The sequence below is a fragment of the Clostridium sp. Marseille-P7770 genome (assembly GCF_902143525.1).
GTDB lineage: Bacteria > Bacillota > Clostridia > Lachnospirales > Lachnospiraceae > Pilosibacter.
Window position 1 is genome coordinate 190,151 of record NZ_CABFVC010000005.1, and the last position, 19,910, is coordinate 210,060.

General features: G+C 48.1%; 26 protein-coding genes. All 26 read right to left on the reverse strand.

What is annotated here, in order from left to right:
- Nucleotides 1-2 precede the first annotated feature (2 nt).
- Nucleotides 3-389: a head-tail connector protein gene (locus tag FN001_RS13600; RefSeq protein WP_142412208.1), complete on the reverse strand. Its 387-nt coding sequence runs from the start codon at nt 387-389 to the stop codon at nt 3-5.
- Between the two features lies 1 nt (nt 390).
- A complete protein-coding gene (locus tag FN001_RS13605) occupies nt 391-630 on the reverse strand; it encodes a hypothetical protein (RefSeq protein ID WP_142412209.1) in 240 nt (79 codons plus the stop codon).
- Nucleotides 631-641: 11 nt separating this feature from the next.
- On the reverse strand, nt 642-1,598 hold the full coding sequence (locus tag FN001_RS13610; RefSeq protein WP_142412210.1) for a major capsid protein: 957 nt from the start codon (nt 1,596-1,598) through the stop codon (nt 642-644).
- A 3-nt stretch (nt 1,599-1,601) separates the two neighbouring features.
- The gene (locus FN001_RS13615; protein ID WP_142412211.1) at nt 1,602-2,192 is read right to left on the reverse strand and encodes a phage scaffolding protein; all 591 of its coding nucleotides are present in this window, start codon (nt 2,190-2,192) and stop codon (nt 1,602-1,604) included.
- A 581-nt stretch (nt 2,193-2,773) separates the two neighbouring features.
- Nucleotides 2,774-3,001, reverse strand: coding sequence for a hypothetical protein (locus FN001_RS13620; RefSeq protein WP_142412212.1), 228 nt, complete (start codon nt 2,999-3,001; stop codon nt 2,774-2,776).
- Nucleotides 2,998-5,430, reverse strand: a complete 2,433-nt coding sequence (locus FN001_RS18275) for a phage minor capsid protein (protein ID WP_207705629.1) — start codon at nt 5,428-5,430, stop codon at nt 2,998-3,000. Before FN001_RS18275 ends, FN001_RS13620 begins: the two co-directional genes overlap by 4 nt.
- Complete coding sequence (locus tag FN001_RS13630) at nt 5,408-5,659, reverse strand: hypothetical protein (protein WP_243122025.1); 252 nt, start codon at nt 5,657-5,659, stop codon at nt 5,408-5,410. Before FN001_RS13630 ends, FN001_RS18275 begins: the two co-directional genes overlap by 23 nt.
- A complete protein-coding gene (locus FN001_RS13635; protein WP_142412213.1) occupies nt 5,616-7,148 on the reverse strand; it encodes a phage portal protein in 1,533 nt (510 codons plus the stop codon). Before FN001_RS13635 ends, FN001_RS13630 begins: the two co-directional genes overlap by 44 nt.
- A 2-nt stretch (nt 7,149-7,150) precedes the next feature.
- A complete protein-coding gene (locus tag FN001_RS13640; protein ID WP_142412214.1) occupies nt 7,151-8,539 on the reverse strand; it encodes a terminase in 1,389 nt (462 codons plus the stop codon).
- On the reverse strand, nt 8,536-9,045 hold the full coding sequence (locus tag FN001_RS13645; protein WP_142412215.1) for a terminase small subunit: 510 nt from the start codon (nt 9,043-9,045) through the stop codon (nt 8,536-8,538). Before FN001_RS13645 ends, FN001_RS13640 begins: the two co-directional genes overlap by 4 nt.
- A 427-nt stretch (nt 9,046-9,472) precedes the next feature.
- Nucleotides 9,473-9,898, reverse strand: coding sequence for an RNA polymerase subunit sigma-70 (locus FN001_RS13650; protein WP_118598649.1), 426 nt, complete (start codon nt 9,896-9,898; stop codon nt 9,473-9,475).
- Nucleotides 9,899-10,302: 404 nt separating this feature from the next.
- The gene (locus FN001_RS13660) at nt 10,303-10,635 is read right to left on the reverse strand and encodes an SH2 domain-containing protein (protein WP_142412217.1); all 333 of its coding nucleotides are present in this window, start codon (nt 10,633-10,635) and stop codon (nt 10,303-10,305) included.
- Nucleotides 10,636-10,655: 20 nt separating this feature from the next.
- Entirely contained in the window at nt 10,656-11,111 is a 456-nt protein-coding gene (locus FN001_RS13665; protein ID WP_142412218.1) for a hypothetical protein, read from the reverse strand.
- Nucleotides 11,104-11,460: a hypothetical protein gene (locus tag FN001_RS13670; protein ID WP_142412219.1), complete on the reverse strand. Its 357-nt coding sequence runs from the start codon at nt 11,458-11,460 to the stop codon at nt 11,104-11,106. The genes FN001_RS13665 and FN001_RS13670 overlap by 8 nt, the downstream gene beginning before the upstream one ends.
- The gene (locus FN001_RS13675; RefSeq protein ID WP_185911942.1) at nt 11,420-11,764 is read right to left on the reverse strand and encodes a hypothetical protein; all 345 of its coding nucleotides are present in this window, start codon (nt 11,762-11,764) and stop codon (nt 11,420-11,422) included. Before FN001_RS13675 ends, FN001_RS13670 begins: the two co-directional genes overlap by 41 nt.
- A gap of 11 nt (nt 11,765-11,775) precedes the next feature.
- Nucleotides 11,776-12,069: a hypothetical protein gene (locus FN001_RS13680; protein ID WP_142412221.1), complete on the reverse strand. Its 294-nt coding sequence runs from the start codon at nt 12,067-12,069 to the stop codon at nt 11,776-11,778.
- A gap of 1,414 nt (nt 12,070-13,483) precedes the next feature.
- The gene (locus FN001_RS13690) at nt 13,484-15,580 is read right to left on the reverse strand and encodes a PcfJ domain-containing protein (protein WP_142412223.1); all 2,097 of its coding nucleotides are present in this window, start codon (nt 15,578-15,580) and stop codon (nt 13,484-13,486) included.
- Entirely contained in the window at nt 15,581-16,153 is a 573-nt protein-coding gene (locus FN001_RS13695; RefSeq protein ID WP_142412224.1) for a DUF7666 domain-containing protein, read from the reverse strand.
- Nucleotides 16,140-16,652, reverse strand: coding sequence for a hypothetical protein (locus tag FN001_RS13700; protein ID WP_142412225.1), 513 nt, complete (start codon nt 16,650-16,652; stop codon nt 16,140-16,142). Before FN001_RS13700 ends, FN001_RS13695 begins: the two co-directional genes overlap by 14 nt.
- Nucleotides 16,586-16,924: a hypothetical protein gene (locus FN001_RS18180; RefSeq protein ID WP_185911943.1), complete on the reverse strand. Its 339-nt coding sequence runs from the start codon at nt 16,922-16,924 to the stop codon at nt 16,586-16,588. Before FN001_RS18180 ends, FN001_RS13700 begins: the two co-directional genes overlap by 67 nt.
- Nucleotides 16,917-17,945: a tyrosine-type recombinase/integrase gene (locus FN001_RS13705; RefSeq protein ID WP_142412226.1), complete on the reverse strand. Its 1,029-nt coding sequence runs from the start codon at nt 17,943-17,945 to the stop codon at nt 16,917-16,919. Before FN001_RS13705 ends, FN001_RS18180 begins: the two co-directional genes overlap by 8 nt.
- Complete coding sequence (locus tag FN001_RS13710) at nt 17,942-18,802, reverse strand: rolling circle replication-associated protein (protein WP_185911944.1); 861 nt, start codon at nt 18,800-18,802, stop codon at nt 17,942-17,944. The genes FN001_RS13705 and FN001_RS13710 overlap by 4 nt, the downstream gene beginning before the upstream one ends.
- Nucleotides 18,803-18,946: 144 nt before the next feature.
- Nucleotides 18,947-19,228 carry a hypothetical protein gene (locus FN001_RS13715; protein ID WP_142412227.1) on the reverse strand — a complete coding sequence of 94 codons (282 nt, stop codon included), beginning with the start codon at nt 19,226-19,228 and terminating at the stop codon, nt 18,947-18,949.
- Nucleotides 19,204-19,365 (reverse strand): hypothetical protein, encoded by a 162-nt coding sequence (locus tag FN001_RS18185; RefSeq protein ID WP_182427652.1) that lies wholly within the window; start codon nt 19,363-19,365, stop codon nt 19,204-19,206. Before FN001_RS18185 ends, FN001_RS13715 begins: the two co-directional genes overlap by 25 nt.
- Entirely contained in the window at nt 19,362-19,523 is a 162-nt protein-coding gene (locus tag FN001_RS18190) for a hypothetical protein (RefSeq protein WP_185911945.1), read from the reverse strand. Before FN001_RS18190 ends, FN001_RS18185 begins: the two co-directional genes overlap by 4 nt.
- Nucleotides 19,524-19,561: 38 nt before the next feature.
- Nucleotides 19,562-19,759 (reverse strand): hypothetical protein, encoded by a 198-nt coding sequence (locus FN001_RS13720; RefSeq protein WP_142412228.1) that lies wholly within the window; start codon nt 19,757-19,759, stop codon nt 19,562-19,564.
- Nucleotides 19,760-19,910 lie beyond the last annotated feature (151 nt).

The following is a 19,910-nucleotide window of genomic DNA, read 5'->3' on the forward strand; positions in this document are numbered from 1 at the left end:
TCTCACCTCGCTAACCGGCAGCACAGCCCCGTCTGACACAACAGAGCGTACACATCGCGCTTCATGGCAACTCCCTGCTCCGTGATCACGTTCCATGAGGAGCCAAACTGTGCCGATACACCATTAATTGCATAGCTCTGCAGGATCGTGTCGATTTCATCTGCATTTTCTGTTTCAAAATCAGCCTGCTGACAGGTTACTTCCCGGATCAGCTCCTGCTGAAACCTTGAAAGATTAGAAAATCCCTGACCTGCAATCCGGTTGAAGGTCAGGGAATCAATGTGTCGGCTGGCCTGCCGGAGAGCTTTTAAAAGCTTGTCCTCCGGCACGATGTTGCCTTGATATTCGTTCTGATAATATTCTTTGCTTGCGTACGGCTCATATGCCATATCACTGCCCCGCCTTCTTCTTGGCTGCCTTCCCAGTTACGGTGACAGATGCTTCTACGTCTGCCGGAATCTCTGCTGTTTCCTCACCTTTCTGCTCTGCGTTGCTTTCTTCATCGACCTTATACCCATGATCTTTGAACCATTTGATCAGATAAGGATCTTCTGTCTCTCCCATTCCATTGCAAAACGGCACCGACGCTGAAACACCAGTGTATTCTTTATTCGGACTATAGATTTTCATATCCGTTCCTCCTATTTTACCTTGATTCCACGGAATACACCTGCTGCCTTGGACGCCTTCAGAGCCAACGCGGCATTCATCTCTACCTCGCCCTTCTTTACCGCTCCAGCAGTGGAGAAGTCCGGAAGCCATGTCTGCACCGGGGAAACTCCCGCAAAGGAAACTGCATGCAAACCATCCATAGCAAGACGAGCAGCAAATAAAGAGGTGGTTCCTTCAGCACTATCTGTGGCAATAACATCATCATTTGTTCCAGGCTTTGCCTTCATATCTACAAACGGGATATTTCCATAGCTCTCAACCTGATTGCCCCAGTTGTCATTTGTCACGGAGTACATGCTTGCACGTCTCGCACACGCTCTCAGCTTTGCGATCATCTTCGTATTTCCAGCGATGAAGGACGGGGTTCCATCAAGACCAGTCAGGAATTCATCCAGCATATCAAGGAAATTCTGGAAATTCTTTGTGATAAGCTCAGATGTGGACAGGTCGATCGTACCGCCCTTATTGTATTCTGTATCGCTTCCGGTCAGTGCTTTGTCCAGTCCATCGAACGCTTTTGTATTCACACCGCTGTCTCCGTTAATGAAAGTATCATTAAACAGGGCCTGCGCTGCTTTGATTTTCTGAGCCTGCTGAAGTTCTACTTCACTGACGATACCACCCATGCTTGCAATCACACGGTCAATCTCATAAGAACCACCAAACACCTTGATTTCAACCGTATGGCGCTCTCTGGTAACCTCTGACGGTGTGTATTCCTTATTGATCTCACGGAAATCTGCTGTAGGCTGTGTCTTTAAACGTGTATAGGAATAACTCGGAGTCGCACCGCCTCCGGTCGGGGATACTGCATCATCAAACGGGATATGCTCCAGAATCCAGTTCGATTTCTGGAACTCATCGATAACTCCTAACTGCAGGTCATCCTGCACATTCTTTTTTGCTTCTTCTAATGTAATTGCCATAAATTACTCCTTTCCCTCTGTTCCAAGTTTAAGCTGTGCAGCGATTGCTTCCTTCATGCTAAGGTGTGTATCACTGTTGCCTTCAGTTGTTTCTTTTCCGCCTAACCGGAAAAAGCCTTTCTTTTCATTCGGCTTTTCCTGTCTAAAGAGAAACGGTTTGCTCTCCTTTAAGCTCTTGATCTGTTCGTCCAGACCGGTTACCTTTCCATCATCTCCCAGAATCAGCTTATTGCGGTCCACAAGACCAGCTACCAGATCACTGTCCTGCGCAGATGCAGACACTGCCATACGGATCGCATAAGTCATCTTCAGATCCTTCATGGCTTTCTGGTTGTCCTCGTCCTGTTTCTTGTTCTGATTCTGAAGATCAGCGATCTGCTGCTTCAGCTTCTCGTTATCCCCCGCAGATGCCTTTAATGTCTCCAGCTGTTTCTCGTGATCCTGTGCCGCGGTCTCCAGCTGTTTGCATTTCTGCTCGGAAGCATCGTATGTCTCTTTTGTCACATAGTTTTCCAGCTCTTTTTTTGACTCATCTGCGGCTTTCTTGGCAAGGCTTTTTTCAATGCCAAGGGCTTCAAACTGTTCCTGTGTCATTCTCAAGCTCTCCTTTCTGGTAGTTTTACGTCATTCCGGACATGTTTTACGCATAAAAATAACACGCATTTGTTTCTGCGTGTTATACTCTTCATATATGATTGTGTGAGGTGAAGCTTATGTATCTTTCAAAACGGTCCCGCAAACTACTCCGATCTGCCTGCAAGACAGCTCCAACCGTCCAGGGAAAATATTATTCTGGTATCGAGCTCGCTCGAAAATTCAAAATTTGCACCGACGGAGAAGCGGTCCTGGTTGTCAAAAACCTAAAGGACAACTTACTGGTTGAAATTCCCTACGACACCTGTCCCGACTTATTTTATTTGACGGAACCAGGAAAATCATATAGTGAATTCTGTCTGCATGAATTTTGGGAATTCTTCAAATGCTCTGTTCTCTGCCCTATTATCGTAACCTGCATTACAGAGGCAATAATACATGGACTACCAATACTGTTACAATTGATATCACAACCGGGACAATAAATTCATAATAATATTCTTTCATGCCTACCTCCTGCTGTTGCACCGGTGCAACTCTACTGTAAATAAAAATCTCACCAGTTTATTTACTGGTGAGATCTACTCTACATTCTCGATTTTATCTGCTATCTCATTAAGGCTTTTTCCATCAAAAAACGGGGTATTCATCGCTTCTGACACCGACGCTGCTGTCATCGTGTCATCTCCACACCACAAATCGATCTGATCCAGAGCAAGCGGATCAACGCCACATGACTTCCCATGAAAATCGAATGTGACATGGGAACATAAGCTTGCAATAAAGTCTCTTAATTCATTTGCACTCATATAATATCTTCATTCTCCTTTCTTTCCTGTTCTGTCAGTTCTCTTACCGGACGCCCTTTCAGCTTTCCTTCTTCGTCGTAAATATAATCATGTGCATGTTCTCCATGCTTTCCATACGGATGTCTCTTCGGGTTTCCATGATCATTGTTGCTGATCTGCTTATTTTGCTTGCCATCAGCTCCATAATAGTTCCGATCAATTCCACCACGTTTTCCAACGACCTCTGTTATGGTATTAGGTTCTGCTGTAAGAGTTGTCTTACTTACCCTTATTATATCAGAGCCACGCATATTTTCAACGGGTTTCGCTCCTGCTGCCTTCATTGCATCGGAAATGACCTCTGCGATCCGATCCGGAATCCTTTCTCCCTTCTCCATCGCCAGAAAGCCCTCTGCGAACGTCTCATATGGATTCTCGATTGCGTACTGGCTGATCTTCGCCGCCTCGATCTTCGCACTTCTGGAGTATTCCGTGTTAATATCATAGCCCCAGTCGTTTCCGATCATTTTTCCTCCGAGTTCCTTCGCTCTGAATACGTTCTTCTTCTGAACATAGTCCGTATTTGCATGGCGATGGATAAAATGTCCATATTCATGAAGAAGCGCATCAGACATATTCTCGCGAACTGCATACCTTGAAACATTGAGGTCAATCTCAGCCTCTGCCTTGGCAAGAACCGCTTTCTCCCTCTCATATCCCTTAATCGTCCTATCTTCCAGGATTTTTTCTGCCTCTGCCAGTTTCTTCCGGGCTTCTTCTTTGGTATTGTAATGCTCCCAGTGTGCTCTATGGGATTCTTCCGACTTCTTGACGGTTTTAAGGTACTCTGCCGGATCCCGCATCTTGTTGGATAAATAGATCTTATCATCCAGCCAGTTATACGTTGCTGTTGCATCCGTAACTTTAAACGGATTATACACAATACCTTCTGGCATAATCCCATACCGCTCTTTCAGGTGCTTCAGAGTCTTCTCAATCTGATCCACGGCCTCCGGTGCCATCTGATCAAATAACTTTGCTTCTTTAACAATGCCTTCGCTGATCAGGCGCTCTTCCGCCGCTTTTCTGTAGATGCCCTGTTTCTCACGGATTCCTTCATCCGCTGCCTTGATCTGCTTCTCAAGCTCTTTCTCAGATTCGACAACCTTCTGAATACGTTCCATCTCTCCCTGCGTTGCGGTGAGATCCAGATATACTTTCTTTTCCAGCTCCTTCTTCTCAGCGAGGATCCCGTCCATCTTCTTATTCAGGTTATCCCGTTCTTTCCGCTTTGCAGAGATTTCCTTCTTTATTGTCTGCATGTCCGGAGCACTCTCTTTTTTCGGCTCGCCGGTCTGCTGAGCTTCCTGCCGTCTTTTCTTCCATTCCTCCCGTCTCGCTGCATAACGCTTCTGATTTTCCTCATCCAGAGAATACGTTTCCAGCCGTGTGTACTTTTCTTCCTGCCTCGCTGCATATTGTTTCTCAGCTTCCTGCTTGTTCTCCATGTCGATGGCTTCCAGTTCTTCCTTGGTCCAGCTGTCGTCTGCTGTGGAAATGCCCGGAAAATAGGTCGTATGGCTGTCTTTGCACCGTGGATGATACAGCCCATGGGCGATCGCATAGCTCATCAGCGGATAACTCTTTCCTGTCTCCGGATCCACACCGTCTGACCGGCCGCCGCTCCACACATCATCGATCAGGACCTTTCCCACGAACGGCAGGCACTTCGGACACGGGTTCCCGCCTCTCTTTGCCAGAATGACGGTCGTGATTCCCCATTCCTGCCGTTTCTCGCCTTCTCCCTGAAGGTATGCCCGCTTGCTGGCGGTGCGGATCGCCATGTCTGCATAGTCCTTCAAGGTGTGTTGAGCACCATTCGAAAACGTAACGCAGCTCAGTCCCCGGGAGAGCATGTCCCGCGTCGCCATGTCCACCGCTTTTTCATAGGTTCCGGCCCCGGTGTTCGCGTATACCTGTGCGCTGTAAATCGCCTTCCGGTAGTCATCGTTTGCTTTCCTCAGGATTGCTGTCTCAGCCTTCTCCATGTCCGATACCGTTGCTTTTATCAATGCGTCGAGTTTTCTATCATTAAGCTTGAAAAACTCTCCTGCTGCCCCGCGTGTGACTTTCTTGGCTCCCTGAAATCCGTTCTTGATTGCTTTCAGGATCCGGATCTCCTGATTCATGTTCCCACGCGCTCTCGCTTCCCGGATCAGTGCCTCGATGTGTGCATTGATACTCTTGAACTGCCTGGAATATCTCTTCTGGTTTTCCTTCTTGTACTTCTCCAGTGCTTTCAGCTGCTCCGCCTGCCACATTGACCACTCATAGCCTTCTTTCTCCTCCTCTGCCCGGTGCCGGTCCATGTTACGCATCATGGAGTCGATCAGCTCCGCCTCGATCTTTCGGAACGCTTCTGTAATGTCATACTCGTTTTTCTCCGCCATCTGCATTCACCCGCCTATTTGCCAGCACCCGGAACCCCTGCGATTTAAAACCGCGGGTGAGTGCTTTCAATTCAGTCACGCTCCGGCATTTATCATTTCTCAACTCGGCATATCCGTCTTTTTCAACCGCATACACTCCAAATGGTACCTGATCACTCGCCACCTTCAGAAGCCCCTGATACTCCTCACGGCTCATCCGGTACATTCGGTTCATGATTTTTACCTTCATTTCTATTTCCTCCCATATTTACCTGAAAAGAACCGGCAGCCATATTGACCCCCGGTTCTTCCATTTCTACAATCCCCTGCTCTGCCTTCAAGCGGGTCACTTCTTCCTCTTTCTCTTCTTCGGTCCATGTATCTCCATAAAGCTGTTCCACTGATGCCTCAAGGCTCATGATTCCATACTGCTTCGCTTTTCCTACGGTATCCACAGTTGTGCCAAAATCCGGAGATGCATACTCGCCAAATTTTACCGTCGGCTTGTAATCTCCGGGATCATCCATGCACATTACATCATGGCACTGCATGATTTTCGTGGCAAGCTCCGGAATCACTTCATTCAATGTATCTACGATCTTATTGCGCACATGCAGCGTGACCTTTTCTTTTTCCCTCTGGCTTTCCGCATTATCCGTCTTCTTGAGATCGATTCCAAGTGTCGACGGTGACATAATGCCCTGAAGAACCATATCAAGAAAACTCGTATAGCTGCTCACATAGGCCTCATAGGAAATCTGTGGCTGTGAAACTTCCACCTGCTGGTTCGATTTTTCAGCCATATTGTCTCCGATTGCAATAAAATCGTTGTCGAATGGATTCGCCGGAAGAAGTTCTCCGGTATCAGGATCTCGCGGAATGAGATTTTCCGGGATGTATCGCTTAATACGTCCCATGCGGATCGCATCTGCCCACTGGCTGATCACCTCATCCAAACCGTCTATGACATCGGTTTTACTGTCAAATAGTGCTTTTCCACGATCCTTATATTTGACAGATGATAAGATCTTAATCGGAACTGCAAGCATCAGATCTCCCGGAATTCCTGTGTCCATAAGATGTGCTGTCTCCGGAAGCCTCTTTAATTCGGTTTCTTTCCCTGCCTCATCATACAGCTTGTATCTGACATATCCATGACCGTATATCTCTTCCAGCCGGAAGGTTTTATTGCCATCCTTGTAATCGGTATAAAACTTGACTTCTTTCAGCTGTGAGTGGACATATACAAAATCTACGTCCTCCGCATCATAAAACTCTACGATCGGATACCGGCTGCATTCATCTGCAGTTATCTTAAATGCTCCATCTCCGGATGCCAGCGCACCGGCAATTCCTTCTCCAATCACATCATTAAGACGTTCTTCCTTGAATATCTCTTTCCAAAGCTCGTTGATTGCTCCCAGATCATCTCCAAAAGAGATCTCATCCATATCTGCCAAGACCATATCCTTGTACCGGTCAACAACAGTGGTCACGATCCCACTATGCATTTTATGGACACTGCCCTGTGCATCTGCTGCCCAGAACCTTGCCTTTTCTACTTTCCATCTTGCGGTCTTCTGGAAATACTGCTCGATCTCCGCAGAGTCACCGCGGTACCACAATTTATTTTTGATCACATTTGCCTGAAATGTATGCGGCTCAATGATCACCACTTCCCTATCCCGTCTCGTTTCAATCCGAAACAGCTTTTTTATAAAATTCTGAATCCAGTTCATTTTTACCACCCCCTGTAAATCTTGCTCTGGTACGGAATCCATCCATACTGTACCGAGTTCACCATGTGGTCATGGCCGTCCTCCGGTGTATTATCCTTATCTTCCCGCCAGCTGTAGACTTCCAGCTCATGTATGTAAACAGGGCACGTATCCAAGACGAAAAAACAAGGTTCCTTGTCTTCATCAAAAGAAAACCAGCCAAGCTGTGCATTGATACGGTCGATGATTTCCATTTGCTTCCAGGCATCATTGAGCACGTATACACAGCCATTCCTGCGTTTGTACTTGTTCCACTCCTGCATCGTTGCCTGATCGGCATTATCTAAAAATGCATTTCTGGCCATCCCCCACTCTTTTCGATTTCCATCCATGAATTCCACAATGTTGAGCACGGTATCTGACGGAGCTAACGGTGTTTCCAACTCGGCATTGCTGTATACCTTCTCTGCCAGAACGATACCTCTGCCTTTGTTGGTGATCCCAAGGAAAGACAATGCGATCGTATCCGGCGATTTCTGGGAATACGACGTATCAATCCCCACTGAAAAATACATAAAAAATTCTTTTTTCTTTTCTTCTTCCGGGCGCTGAACAAACTGCATCGCCCACTCTTTTGTCTTTACATGGGCTTTCCGGTTAAAGTTCGAAAATACCAGTCCTGTCGCCTTCCCCCGGATTCCCTGTATCTTATTCTTCCAGATTTTCGTCCCCTTCGGCGTGTTTGCCAGGATCTTGTCCAGCTTTTCTTTCGGAAGACCTAAATTATGGGTAAAAGAAAAGAACCAATGGACCCATCCGGGCTTTGGCTCTTCCTTTAATTCATCTCTGATCTCCTGCGGTGTCTCTGCCTCCCACTCCGGAAGTGGACGGCTGCAGTTAATATATTCTTTGTATACGTCAAGTGACGGATCATCCGGGTTCAGCGTTGCCATAAAATAGTCACACCGCATCGCTGCCTCTCTGACGAAATCAATATCTGATGTATTGACCTCATCGATGTACAGGCACCCGTACTGACCTCCAAGGGCTTTCTGCCACTTCTTTTTGTCTCCATATCCCATGACATAAATGATCTTGTCACCGCCCGGAGCATGGAAAAGAATATGAGGAATCTTATCGTCTTTGGTTCCGTTTCCGTTATAAACTGCCAGACTCCCGAAATCATCAATGATCCCCAAATCCTTGTTGATGATGTTCTTTTCCGCAGTTCCGGTATCCTTGGCTGCGAGGATATGAAGCTTCTTCGGGGACTCTGCTACCTTCAGCATAAACTTAAACAGTCCCACCGTTGTTTTTCCTGCTGCTGTGGTTCCCTCCAAAAATTCTACCGGCGCGTCACACCTGAGAAACGCTTTATATTTTTCCGACAAAATAAGGCGTTCTGTGCTCACGATCCATCACCCCGTATCTGTTTCAGCAGATCATCCAGCTTCGACTTCTCTGCCTCCAGGGATCCCGATACCTCCACCTTGTCCTTGAACATTCCCAGGTGCCGACCTAAGAGCTCTGCTGCCTTCAGCTTATCGTTTAGTTTTACCTCTATTCCATTTTTTCCTTGCTTGATCCCTGCAAGTGCCTTGACCTGATATTCCGTCAAAGAGCTGGTGTCCTCGATCTTGACCGTCCCACCTTTAACATTGACGTAGTCTGTCAACCTGGCAAACGCAATCGCCGCAAGTTCCCTGACGACCATGTCCTGCGTGATCTGTGTCCGTTCCTGCCTCTCTTTCATGCGCTTTTCAATATACGCTGCAACGTTAGCATTTGTTAGCAATCTGCTTCCATTCGCTCTCGCAACCTCATCATTCTTTACTCTGGGGTAAGCGACCTTGTAAGCCCGGGTGGCGTTCAGGTCGATCAGATATTCATCTGCAAAGATCTTCTGTTTTTTCGTCATCCGGACTCACCTCGCTTTTTAATGCGATCCCGCCGTCACCATAAAGGACTGCCGATTGCAGCCCTTAAAGGAGGTCTGCCATCTGGTGACGTGCGCGCCGCATGTCAATGGGCAAAGAAAAACACCTGTCTTTCGGCAGGTGCTCTCTGGATAGCGTTTCCGCCGTCCAACTGGTTTATAATTCTTCTAGACAAGCAGGACACCGAGGATCGAACTCGCGGCTCGGGTTTACGGCTCATGCTCCCTTCCGTCCTGGGAGATGTCCTGATGTTTGGCGGCCGGTTCGAATTCCAGCCGCCCGGTACTATATGGGGTCAAGCACTTTATAGGAAGTAAGGTGTAGGAAGCCGCCGGGCTGTATGCCTTTGGCTTCAGGTTACACTATAACATTTTGAGTCGGGACATTTGGGACATTCGGGACAAACTTTTATTTTTCATCCATAAATCTCTGATATTCTTTCTTTACACTGTCCGCTGTTGCCTTCCGCCCCATCCGGATCGCCACTTCCGACCAAGACAACTCCTCGAAAATTTTATAACGAATGATTCTCTGCATTCTCTGCGGAATCGTAAGCATCCAAAGATCCACCTGCTGCTTGATCTCTTCCGCCCGTCTGAGCCGTTCCCGAAGAACCGCTTCCCGCCGATCCAGCTCGTCCGGATCTTTTATCGTTGGGTATGCCAGACCTTCAATGTGAAAGCTTTTCGCTGTATAGGGAAAATCATGTGAGGATCCTGTTACCCGATCCTGTTCAACTCTCTTCCTGCTTTTCTTAATCTTTGACAGGGCTGTCTTCGCTTCTTTTACCTGCTCGCAGGCATCTATGTACTGCTTCAGGATCTCCTTGTCCATCGGTTTCACCTCCCTGCTCTCTATGCTTCGAACCCATATTCATGCCATCATATGCCCGGTGTGCGGCGCTCCAGCTCTTAGGGCGACGATCTGCAATCATGGCTTCGTATTCCCCTTCCCGCTTTCCATGCACCAAATTTTTGAGCGCTTTGTGCTCATTCTTTGTCCTCATACCCCCACTCCTTTCTTAAGTGCGCACATTGTGCACAATCCCTTAGCTCCCTGCTCTTCCGCAATATCCGCTAACGGCATCCTCCAGCACTGCGCTCCACACTCCGGGCACTGTGTGATTCTCCATCCAGGCTTCCCATGCTGAATATTGGCGTACAGTGGCATGCAGTAGTAGCCTCCTCGATCAGTAGCCTTTCTCGGCTTTATCTTTACTTCCATCCCGTTCTCCTTAATCAAATTTCAGTTTGGGTAATATCTTCCGCGTCTAAATAAATACACCCGTCTACTTCATAATCTCCATTCTCCCAGTCTGCATCAAATGACTCCCGGTCTCCAATGTATCTACCGATCATGCCATCCTGCTCGATTAGATAATGTAATTCCTTATTTTTTTCATCATCGACCAGACCACAAAAGACGTACTTTCCTTCCTCTGCATTACTCTTAAGCACATACGCAGGCTCACCGTCCATGCGTTTGTAAATGCTTTCCCAGAGTGCGCGATCATCATCCTGGGTATCCAACTTATCGATCATTTTCTTTCCATTGAGAATTACCTTTTTCATTTTCCATCGTCCTCCTAATCTTAATTTGCATCACTCTGTATCTCGTAGCGAATTCCACATGTTTCATACACTTTATCTGCATATGTGCGTATGTCTTCCTGTTCGTCCGCCAGGATCCTGTTCACCTCCCCAAGAACTGCATCCGAAAATCGGATAAGGCTGGACCTTTTATCGCTTCCTTCATCCACCGGCTTCCAGCGAAATTTCTGTACCAAGACATTAACAGAGGTCGCCAGGAGAAGGCACATGACCTTCTCCATGATCTCGCTCTCTGTTCCTCCTTCCAGTAGCTCTTCTCGCTTTTTCCATTCCTTCTGAATGTGCTCATTTATTTCTTCCGTGATCTCTGCCTTGAGCTCCTTTTTCTTATCTGCGACCGCCTGCCGCTTGATTGCTTCGATCTGAGCCAGCGTGTACTGATATACAGCCCTGCTGCCGGTCTCTCGCTCCTGGCGCCGTCTCTCTGCCCTAGTCATCTTCTCCCTCCAGATAGTTCTTCCCAAATTCTTTCATCCACAGCTCATGATCATATCGTTCTTCAAATGCTCTCTGTGCAATTCTTTTCAGGTGCATGTCCACCTCTTTATTTACATGAGGCGCTTCCGGTCCATGTTCGTGATGTCTAGTTTCACATACATACGCCCACAGCCCATAATGCTCCGCCGCCTTCCTAAATGCTCCGAATCTCCCATACACGAAGTGATGTTTATGGAGTCCCGTGTGTGGCAGTTCGCCATAGTATCCACGCTTCTCGGCTTCTTCCCGGCACAGTAAGCACTCCCGGTCAGCAGGCCCCGTCCTCGCCTGTATGATGCTCTTTGACATTGTTCTCCGCCTCCTGTTTCTTTATCGCTCCATACCGGATCATTTCTGCGTAACTACGCCAGCCTTTTCTTTTCGCCCTTGCCATGCCCCGCAGCACCATTTTCCTGTATGTCTCCCATTCATCTTTGGCATATTCATCCCATATACCACCGTTTGATACCAGAATTCTCCATATCCTCTTATATGTACTGCCTCGCTTTGCGTAATTGCTGACACAGGATGTATTTATACCGATGAGATCGTGCACGTCCTGGGCATACAGCCCATCATATTCTATGGTTCCGGTCCGGATATTCTTCAGCATATATAAGTTCTTCATATTGCTACCTTATCCACGATTTCCGCCCACCTGAAGGATTCTGTCAATCCTCCCGGGTACTGTAGCACAATCAAATGCTTGTGCTTTGCAATCACAGTTCCCCTCCGATGTGCTATCCCTGGTTTCGTTCCATCTGGGTTCATATTCACATATCCCTTCATGGTAGTTACAGGGATTCGATCCCCAACCTTTATTTTCTTTTTGATTCTTTCTATCTCCGGCGGATAGATTCCACCCCGTGGATCCGACGGTGGATATACTCTACTGAAGCTTTCAGATCTGTTACTCAATGACAACTCCCTCCTCCGTAATCGTAATCATCTGGATGAGTCCTGGATGCTGACGGAGATAAGTCAATATCGGCGCACATATATTCTCCGCATGCTGCCTCTGCTCCGCCCGGATCCGCTCAGCTTCACTCTCCTGTACCTCACTGCCATCGTGACATTTGATATAGTTGGACGGAAGATATTCTGGGAATTGAGCAATTTCCATCTGTCCTTCCAGCTGATTTTCTGCTGTCTGTACTGACTCCTGCTGCCGTTTTTCCTCCTCAGCCGGCACATGCTNACTGCCATCGTGACATTTGATATAGTTGGACGGAAGATATTCTGGGAATTGAGCAATTTCCATCTGTCCTTCCAGCTGATTTTCTGCTGTCTGTACTGACTCCTGCTGCCGTTTTTCCTCCTCAGCCTTCACATGCTCCACAATTTCAGTAGGTGCGGCGTCATGGATCTTTGCCGACGTTTTCGGTGTTTCTGGCGCTGTCTCCTCTTGCGGTCCCTGCTTTGAGCGGCTTGGCAGTTTTTCTGGTTCTCTGGCCTTCGTTACTTTGGATACTTTCCGTTCTTTCTTCTTCTCCGGCTCTTCTGTCGGTTGCACCGGTGCAACTTCAGTCTTTTTCTCCGGATCCGGATCCGTGTGGCTGGAGCAGTAATCGTCTATCGCCTTGATCAGCGCATCCCAGGAATACATATCCTTGCTATTGCTCCGAATGTTGATCAATGCGATTTCTGTGTCCAGTCCCTTGACAGATAACATCAGCCGTCCTACTCCCTTGATCCGGATCGAGTGCATCGCTTCTCCGGCCGGTGCCAGGATCTCCTGGAGCAACGCTTCTTTTCTCGTGGACTTGAGTGCCTGGCGAATCTTGATACGCATATACAGATCCTCTTCCAGGAGCTGATCCACTACCTGATGCAGGATGTCCGGTTCCTGCTGCCCGTCCTCCTCCTTTGTGGTCTCTGCCTGTTCTGCAATGATTTCCAGATCGGAGATCTTACTCTCAGCATCCAGTTCCTCTTTCACCGCCTTGATATCGCTCTTCGCGAAGATCGGCGTCAGTTCTTCGATGATCGTGTCCGGAAGTGTCAGCATGAGTGCCAATTTCGCGGATCCGAATCCCTGATATTTTTCGTTCAATCTTGTCGGATCCTCCGGATCGGAAAATCGTGTGTGGATATTGATGAAACGACTCACCTGGGACTTGTCCATCGAGTATTCTTTCTGCGCAAATTCCAGGTATGACGTGTATCCGGATTCTTTAAGGACATCCGTGTCCCTCGCCATCTTGAAGAGATAGCCGATCCGGACAAAGCTCTCTGCAGCTTTGCCCATCTCGGAATCCATTGCAATCTTCAGTTCTCTATATGAAACAGTAGTCTTAACCTCACTATTCTCTCTTTCTGCAATCTCCATCTTCTACACCGCCTCCATAAAATCTTCTGCGAGTCCCTTCAGGACTCTCTCGTTATTAGCCTTTCTAAGTTCTTCCAGGTTTCTTTCCCTCTTGATCTTGCTCGCTGCCGCCAGTTGCCAGTCTTTGTTACGCAGGCGTTTCTTAAGTTCTCGTTGCCATTCCCGAAGAAATCCCCGAATCTCCTCAATGTTTGGCTCCTCGTCGTACATTCCGCGGTGCTGGCGGATCGTGCCGCCTGGCTCCACTTCGATCGTATAAAATGGCACATCCGGCTCTTCTTGGCGGCGTAGGAAACAGATATATGTCTCCTGATCCCGAATGCGTTCGAAATATCGATCTGTACTGCCTACACAGTGATGCAGCGCATTTCCCTCTGACATAATGTCGGTGAGATGCTGCGGAACGATGATCTTGTACTCGGTGTTCTCATACTCATACCGTGGTGCAATCTCCTCCAGTATTTCCTCTGCACCCGGATACTTCTCCCTAAGTTCCCGTGCACGACGCTCCTTCATCTCAGTATCACGTTTCATTGCTTCGATCATCTCAATATGCCTGATGGCTTCTACAGCCTCGTTGTGGCGGCGTTTCAGCTCACGCGGCCGATAAACCATCTCATCCGTGATGTCTTTGCCAAGCCTCTTACTCATAGACAGGTAGTCTTCCCACTGATTCAGGATTGATTTCGCAGATTTTCCTTTGTAGCTTATTTCTCGCTGCTTAAGTACATAATTCATGATCTGCTCTGGCGTCATTTGATCCTTGATGAAATATGTATACACTATTCCAAGATCTTCTGCTGACACAAAAGCCATAAATTTCTCTGAAAGTTTCTTCCCGGATTTTTCCGCCCATCTGAGCCATTCCAGTTCGATTTTTCCGCCATTCATTTCCCTTAGACGGTTAATCTTCTGCCGATCTTCCAATCCCATAACCTGCTCAATCGTAGTTCCGGACGGATTTAATTTTCCATAGTACCCACCATTGATACTGATACGCTCAGTCACTTGAGTCACCAGCTTGTAAAATCGACCTTTAAACAGATATTCTATCATCCCAATGACATCTGAATCATTTCGTGCAATCATAATTCCATTGTAATCTGCCTGTGTCCCTGCTGCTGCCATCTGTCCAAATAGTCTTGCCAGCTTCTTAAAATCCGTCTTTTCCAGTGCCTCACTCCCTTCCGGGTATAAATAGCATGTCCCAACTCTCTTATTTGCCGGATCTCTCCTGTCGAATTCTTCATAATCGGAGTATTTACTATGCTGATTGTAGTAAATCTGCAGTCCGCTCTTTCCGAGCGGTTTGGCTTTTTCAATGAATATCCGGAATGCTTCGGACAAATGAATTTCGTACCCCCGCTCATTAAAATTGGACTGAATATCAAACTGGCGGTACACAGCCTGTCCTTCTGTTGTCTCCTGGATCAGTGTCACCTGATTCCACTCCATGGTTCGTTTTCCACGACGCTTCAAAATTAAATTTTTCCCACAGCTAGAGCAGGTAAATACTGAATTATGGCAAAGGTTCTTTCCATCTTTTTTTATCTCTAACTCCGCATTGCAGGCAGGGCACCGATATTTTCCATCTTCCCGTTTATATGTTGGATATGGATCTTTCCAAACAATTTCTGCTGCCCATGCGCGGAAATTTTTCGGAAGTTCTGGAACAGTGGACATGAGCTTTCTAAGACGTTCCTGGCGGCGGTCCTCTTTCGCCCAATTTCTGTCTCTGAGATAATTCTCCTCCAGATCACAGATTTTAAACAGGACATCATCGTCATACTGCGTTTTTTTAATTCCCAGTGCTGATCTGATAATATCTCTATCACTCTCGGTGCTCATTATGTTCCTATAATCCGTGTACCAGTTCCAAGTATCTCGACTAAATACCCGAACCAATTTCTCTGCCGAATAACTTCCATCCCGAAGCAATCCATATTCTTTCGTCATAACGTTCATGAGATAGCGGCCTTTATAGTCCTGATCTATGAAGCAATCCAGTACCAGAAGATCCGGTGTCCGCGCCGCAATGACCTGCCAACCATCTCTGTCACACTTCGGGATCGGCACTGCTTGTCCCTGTTTGATTTTCATCTACACCACCTCCACAGTACGTCCATCTGGCAGCACACTATACCAGATTCCTTCTTTTCCGTTCTCGCCATCGATCTCACCGAGAGCCGCCACCTGGAACCAGCCCGGCTTTGTCTCCATGATGAGTGCCAGGATATCTCCCTTCTTTCCTCGTGCCATCGGTTTCTTTCCCCTGGCGATCACGATCCCGTCACCATTTCCCTCTGCCTTGTCTTTCTGGGCTTTTACGCGATACATATCCATCTCCCAGTCCCGTTCCGGATGGCGGACCATATACTTTATCGCTTCTTTCACGATATCCCGGCGTGTCAGTTCCTGAGTAAGTGTCAGCTGCTCACATGCGATTCTCGAGTTTGTCCCATCCTCGTCTATCGGTCCCTCTGCCTCCGCTTTAAAGATTCGATCATCCAGGCTATAGTACCTGAGGCAATCCAGGATGTACTCACATGCGTGGAGGCCGCGGTTCCCGCACTTCGTGCTATCCGCATGGGCTGGAACCCCAAGCTCATACTGGAAGGTTCCGTGCCCCATCGTACAGGTCATATCAGCCTTTGTAGCCTTATACACCCGCATGTTCTCCACCTCCCAGATAATATTCTTTAATCAGCCGCTTCGCTGTGCCCATGCCCGGGATCCCGAGCTTACAGCCGTTCTGTGCCCATGAAGGGAGTCCTGCTGCCTTGACGATGTCCTTATCCACGTTCTCGGCGTGAGTAAAGCTCCACTTCACGAGCTTTCCGATGCACTCCTTCAGGCTTTTGCCCTTCCTGCGCACCGCCAGGCGCATCTCTTCATTCTCGACGCACTGGATCCGGATGTACTCCAGCCAGTCCACCATAATTTCTTTGGGCTGCAGTTCCGCCGCCTCGGCCTTCAGCTTTCCGTGTGCCGCCATGAGAGCAGTCGCAAGCTCCGGCGCATCTCCTGCTATAAAATCTTCCGCATCCTCTCTATCGATCCCATTCTCCTCTGCGATCGCATAAATGGCTTCCTCATCGCCTTCTTCTAACTGCGCGGCCGCCGCGCGGTTGATCTCCTCATAGGAATCAAATTCCCCGAATTTCTCAAACATTTTCGACTCTCCTTTTTCTCAATATTCATCCGGACAACTCCTGCTGCCCGGTTTACTCTACACATAAGCTGTCCTTCATGCTGTTGAAGCTCTTCAACATGAACTATGGCATGTCCTCCCATCTGCTTCAGCAGCGCATAGATATATCTGGTCGCTTCTTCCCTTGCCGACCGTTCTCTCTCCGTCTCCTGAAGCGCCCTTTCAAGCGCTTCTTCCAGATTCCGGATCTTTCTTTCATAGTAACCTTTCAATTCTTCACCTTCCTCAGCCATATTTTTCCTCTGCCGCCCACACAGTCTCCTGCCGGATCTCCGCATAGCACATGAGCAATGTTTGAACATTTTCGTGTCCGAGCTTTTTCGCAAGCAGCTCCGCAGGCATTCCCCTGTTGATTAGATCTGTTCCGCGGGTGCGCCGATATACGTGCGGCGTCAGTTTCACCCTCGCCAGACGCTCATCACGCGCCTTTATCTTCTTCAACAATGCCCGGATCCCGGCCTTCGTGAGACGCTGATGCGGCTTGACCGAGCTGACAAATAATGCCTCGTTATGATCTGTCCGCTGGGCGAGATATTCCGCCAGGTGTACCCCGCACTCTGCCGAAAACGTGATTTCCCGTTCCTTCCGCCCTTTTCCGAGGCATTTCGCTCTCCGGCGGCGGAGATCGATATCCTGACGGTTTAAGCTGACCAGCTCTGATACACGAACTCCGGAGCTATACAGGAAATCCACCAGAGCAATCTCCCTCTCTGTATGGCACTTGCTACGCACCATCTCCCGTTCCTCTGCGGACATGATCGACTGCATAACATGGGCGGTCTTGGTGTCCTTGATCCGCTTGATCGGATTCTCCGGGATCAGGTCATACTCATAGCAATAATTGAAAAAGCCGCGCAGTGCCCGGAGACGCAGGTTATATGTTGCGTCTGACCACTTTCTTGTGCAGCGGACATTCATTTTTCCCATTTTTCCTCTTGCGAGGTGCATCTTGATATCACGCTCCGTGATATCCTCCAGAGCTTTCGGCACATCCGCAAGGAAACTCCTCAAATTATAGGCATAGGTTCTGATCGTTGATTCTGTGCAGCCCTGCAGCCCCAACTCGATCATCCAGCTCTCCACAGCCTCTGCCAGCTTGTCCCCTGCCTCTGCTACCTCCGTACACTCTTCTTCCAGCGTATAGCCGGAGAGATTCATATACAGCACGGACTGTATATCCACAGCCTTTTCATATCCTGTAAGATCTATAAGATCGCTTGTTGCTTTACTGATAATCGCATGAATGTCTGTCATCTGCGGCTCCTTTCTCCACCGGCACGCGGCCGGCGGCTGGTGCTATGTGAACGGGTGCCTTTTGTGACATGCCCCGAAGGGGTCTTCTTTGTTTCCCAGTCTGCATCTGTGGGATTCAGTTTTACCTCCACGTATCTCTGGTACGGATATCCCAACATATCAAATCCGTTATACAGGCTGTCTGGAAGGATGTAGTATCCCGGAGACGGTCTCGGTTCCTTCTTCCAAGTCTTATTAGGCTTGTCCTTTGTTGTTTTCTTCGGTTGGATCAGATTTCTGGAACAGGAATATCTCTGTCCCACAGCGCTGTCCTTCCGTCTGAAGCTTCTCTCTGTCTCTTTGATCAGATAGTCCGCCAGCTGGCTATACTCTCCTGTATCGTACAACTGGACATATTTGGGATTTCCACGGATCGCTTCCGGTCCATTCTGCGTCCATAACTTCCGTACCATGTCCGCTGTTGTCTCGGATCCGGTGTTGATGTTATTCACGATCATGTGATGATGGATATGTTTTGCCACATACTCGGTTGCGACTATGTACTTCAGTTCGTATCCAAACTTCCGGAAGCGGTTTCGCAAACGTTCAAGGAAATTCGTCAGTTCTTTCTTCGCTGCTTCCGGAGATGGACTCGCCTTCCCTCGATAGGTCAGCGTTATATGCCAGTCACCCGGTCGAAAGTTCGCATTGATCAGACGTTCCAGCTTTCTCCTCGCCTGTCTTCGGTTCGCCTCCTGCATCTCTTCACTGGTCTTTTTCCCCAGCAGGTTATGCTCTACTCCCTTTCTCATACCTCTGGGATAACAGTTAATGATCTCCCTCGTGGCTCCCGCTTTATAAATGATCCTTCTGTACATTCCACACCTCTAAAGTTAATCCCTTAATCGAGTCCGAAAAGACTCGTCAAACCCTTGCTTTATCGGCGCTTTTGTGCTACTCTGTATGTAGAGATTTTTGCGTAGCACACGCACCTTGGAGCTGTCCCCACAGCTCCTATTTTTTTACTCTTTTCCACCCATCAGCGCCTCGCCTATCGGACCAGCAATTCCGAACATGATGAATACCGTTCCGACACAACTGACGCCCACACGGCCGCTCACAGCCAGCAGAGTGACAAGAATTCCAAGCGCTGTCATCATCAAAATAGCCAGTGCCCACACAATCTGTATCGCTGCTTTCCACACCGCCAGAGCCTTCCGAATCCGGCGGCGATTTCTTCTCTCCCTCGCCCGTTCAAACCGATCTTTCCGCTGATCGATCACGAAGCAATAGCATTTCCCCATGTCTTTCTCCACCTCTCATAGTAGTTTTCCTGTTCTTTTGCTTTGATCCGGATCTTCTGCGTGCAGGTATCGCAGATTCTCTCGTCTCCCGGATCCACATAGATTGTGTCTCCGCACTTATCGCACTTGTATCTCACCCTGCTGCCTCCTTTCTTGTTACTTTGCAGTATCCTGCTGCCTTCATGGCATTCTCCTGTAGCAGACAGGCTATGTCCTTTTTCCGCTCTGCTGAAAGCTCCTCGAACAGATATTCCTGTCCATCGATCTTGATATGGTTCACGATTTTCATTTCCATCACGCCACCCCTCTTTAGGTTATGCCGTGTCGTTTGTCCTATGTTCTTGTGGATCTACCATCACGCCCTAACGACTTCAATGCTGCTTTCGTCTGGTACTTCTGGATCGTCTCTGCCGTAGGAAGCTCCTGACCATGTTCTCCATAATACAGAAGCACCGCCATGAAGCTTATACGCCATACAATCCACTTCGACACTGCGATCAGCAATGCCAGTACCAACAATCCTGTTAACATGTTTCTCGCCTCCTCTCTACTCCAACAAGCGTTCAATCGGTACGCCTAAGTAATCAGCTACTTTCTGAACCTTTCGAATTCCGGGATCTGTTTTATTCCACTTACAGATACTGCGATTTGAAAATCCAAGATCTTTTTCTAAGCGCCAAAC

Coding starts and splice junctions, on each gene's coding strand:
- FN001_RS13600 (WP_142412208.1), bottom strand. CDS start 389: ATGGCATATGAGCCGTACGCAAGCAAAGAATATTATCAGAACGAATAT.
- FN001_RS13605 (WP_142412209.1), bottom strand. CDS start 630: ATGAAAATCTATAGTCCGAATAAAGAATACACTGGTGTTTCAGCGTCG.
- FN001_RS13610 (WP_142412210.1), bottom strand. CDS start 1,598: ATGGCAATTACATTAGAAGAAGCAAAAAAGAATGTGCAGGATGACCTG.
- FN001_RS13615 (WP_142412211.1), bottom strand. CDS start 2,192: ATGACACAGGAACAGTTTGAAGCCCTTGGCATTGAAAAAAGCCTTGCC.
- FN001_RS13620 (WP_142412212.1), bottom strand. CDS start 3,001: ATGAGTGCAAATGAATTAAGAGACTTTATTGCAAGCTTATGTTCCCAT.
- FN001_RS18275 (WP_207705629.1), bottom strand. CDS start 5,430: ATGGCGGAGAAAAACGAGTATGACATTACAGAAGCGTTCCGAAAGATC.
- FN001_RS13630 (WP_243122025.1), bottom strand. CDS start 5,659: ATGAAGGTAAAAATCATGAACCGAATGTACCGGATGAGCCGTGAGGAG.
- FN001_RS13635 (WP_142412213.1), bottom strand. CDS start 7,148: ATGAACTGGATTCAGAATTTTATAAAAAAGCTGTTTCGGATTGAAACG.
- FN001_RS13645 (WP_142412215.1), bottom strand. CDS start 9,045: ATGACGAAAAAACAGAAGATCTTTGCAGATGAATATCTGATCGACCTG.
- FN001_RS13650 (WP_118598649.1), bottom strand. CDS start 9,898: ATGGACAAGGAGATCCTGAAGCAGTACATAGATGCCTGCGAGCAGGTA.
- FN001_RS13660 (WP_142412217.1), bottom strand. CDS start 10,635: ATGAAAAAGGTAATTCTCAATGGAAAGAAAATGATCGATAAGTTGGAT.
- FN001_RS13665 (WP_142412218.1), bottom strand. CDS start 11,111: ATGACTAGGGCAGAGAGACGGCGCCAGGAGCGAGAGACCGGCAGCAGG.
- FN001_RS13670 (WP_142412219.1), bottom strand. CDS start 11,460: ATGTCAAAGAGCATCATACAGGCGAGGACGGGGCCTGCTGACCGGGAG.
- FN001_RS13675 (WP_185911942.1), bottom strand. CDS start 11,764: ATGCTGAAGAATATCCGGACCGGAACCATAGAATATGATGGGCTGTAT.
- FN001_RS13690 (WP_142412223.1), bottom strand. CDS start 15,580: ATGAAAATCAAACAGGGACAAGCAGTGCCGATCCCGAAGTGTGACAGA.
- FN001_RS13695 (WP_142412224.1), bottom strand. CDS start 16,153: ATGCGGGTGTATAAGGCTACAAAGGCTGATATGACCTGTACGATGGGG.
- FN001_RS13700 (WP_142412225.1), bottom strand. CDS start 16,652: ATGTTTGAGAAATTCGGGGAATTTGATTCCTATGAGGAGATCAACCGC.
- FN001_RS18180 (WP_185911943.1), bottom strand. CDS start 16,924: ATGGCTGAGGAAGGTGAAGAATTGAAAGGTTACTATGAAAGAAAGATC.
- FN001_RS13705 (WP_142412226.1), bottom strand. CDS start 17,945: ATGACAGACATTCATGCGATTATCAGTAAAGCAACAAGCGATCTTATA.
- FN001_RS13710 (WP_185911944.1), bottom strand. CDS start 18,802: ATGTACAGAAGGATCATTTATAAAGCGGGAGCCACGAGGGAGATCATT.
- FN001_RS13715 (WP_142412227.1), bottom strand. CDS start 19,228: ATGGGGAAATGCTATTGCTTCGTGATCGATCAGCGGAAAGATCGGTTT.
- FN001_RS18190 (WP_185911945.1), bottom strand. CDS start 19,523: ATGGAAATGAAAATCGTGAACCATATCAAGATCGATGGACAGGAATAT.
- FN001_RS13720 (WP_142412228.1), bottom strand. CDS start 19,759: ATGTTAACAGGATTGTTGGTACTGGCATTGCTGATCGCAGTGTCGAAG.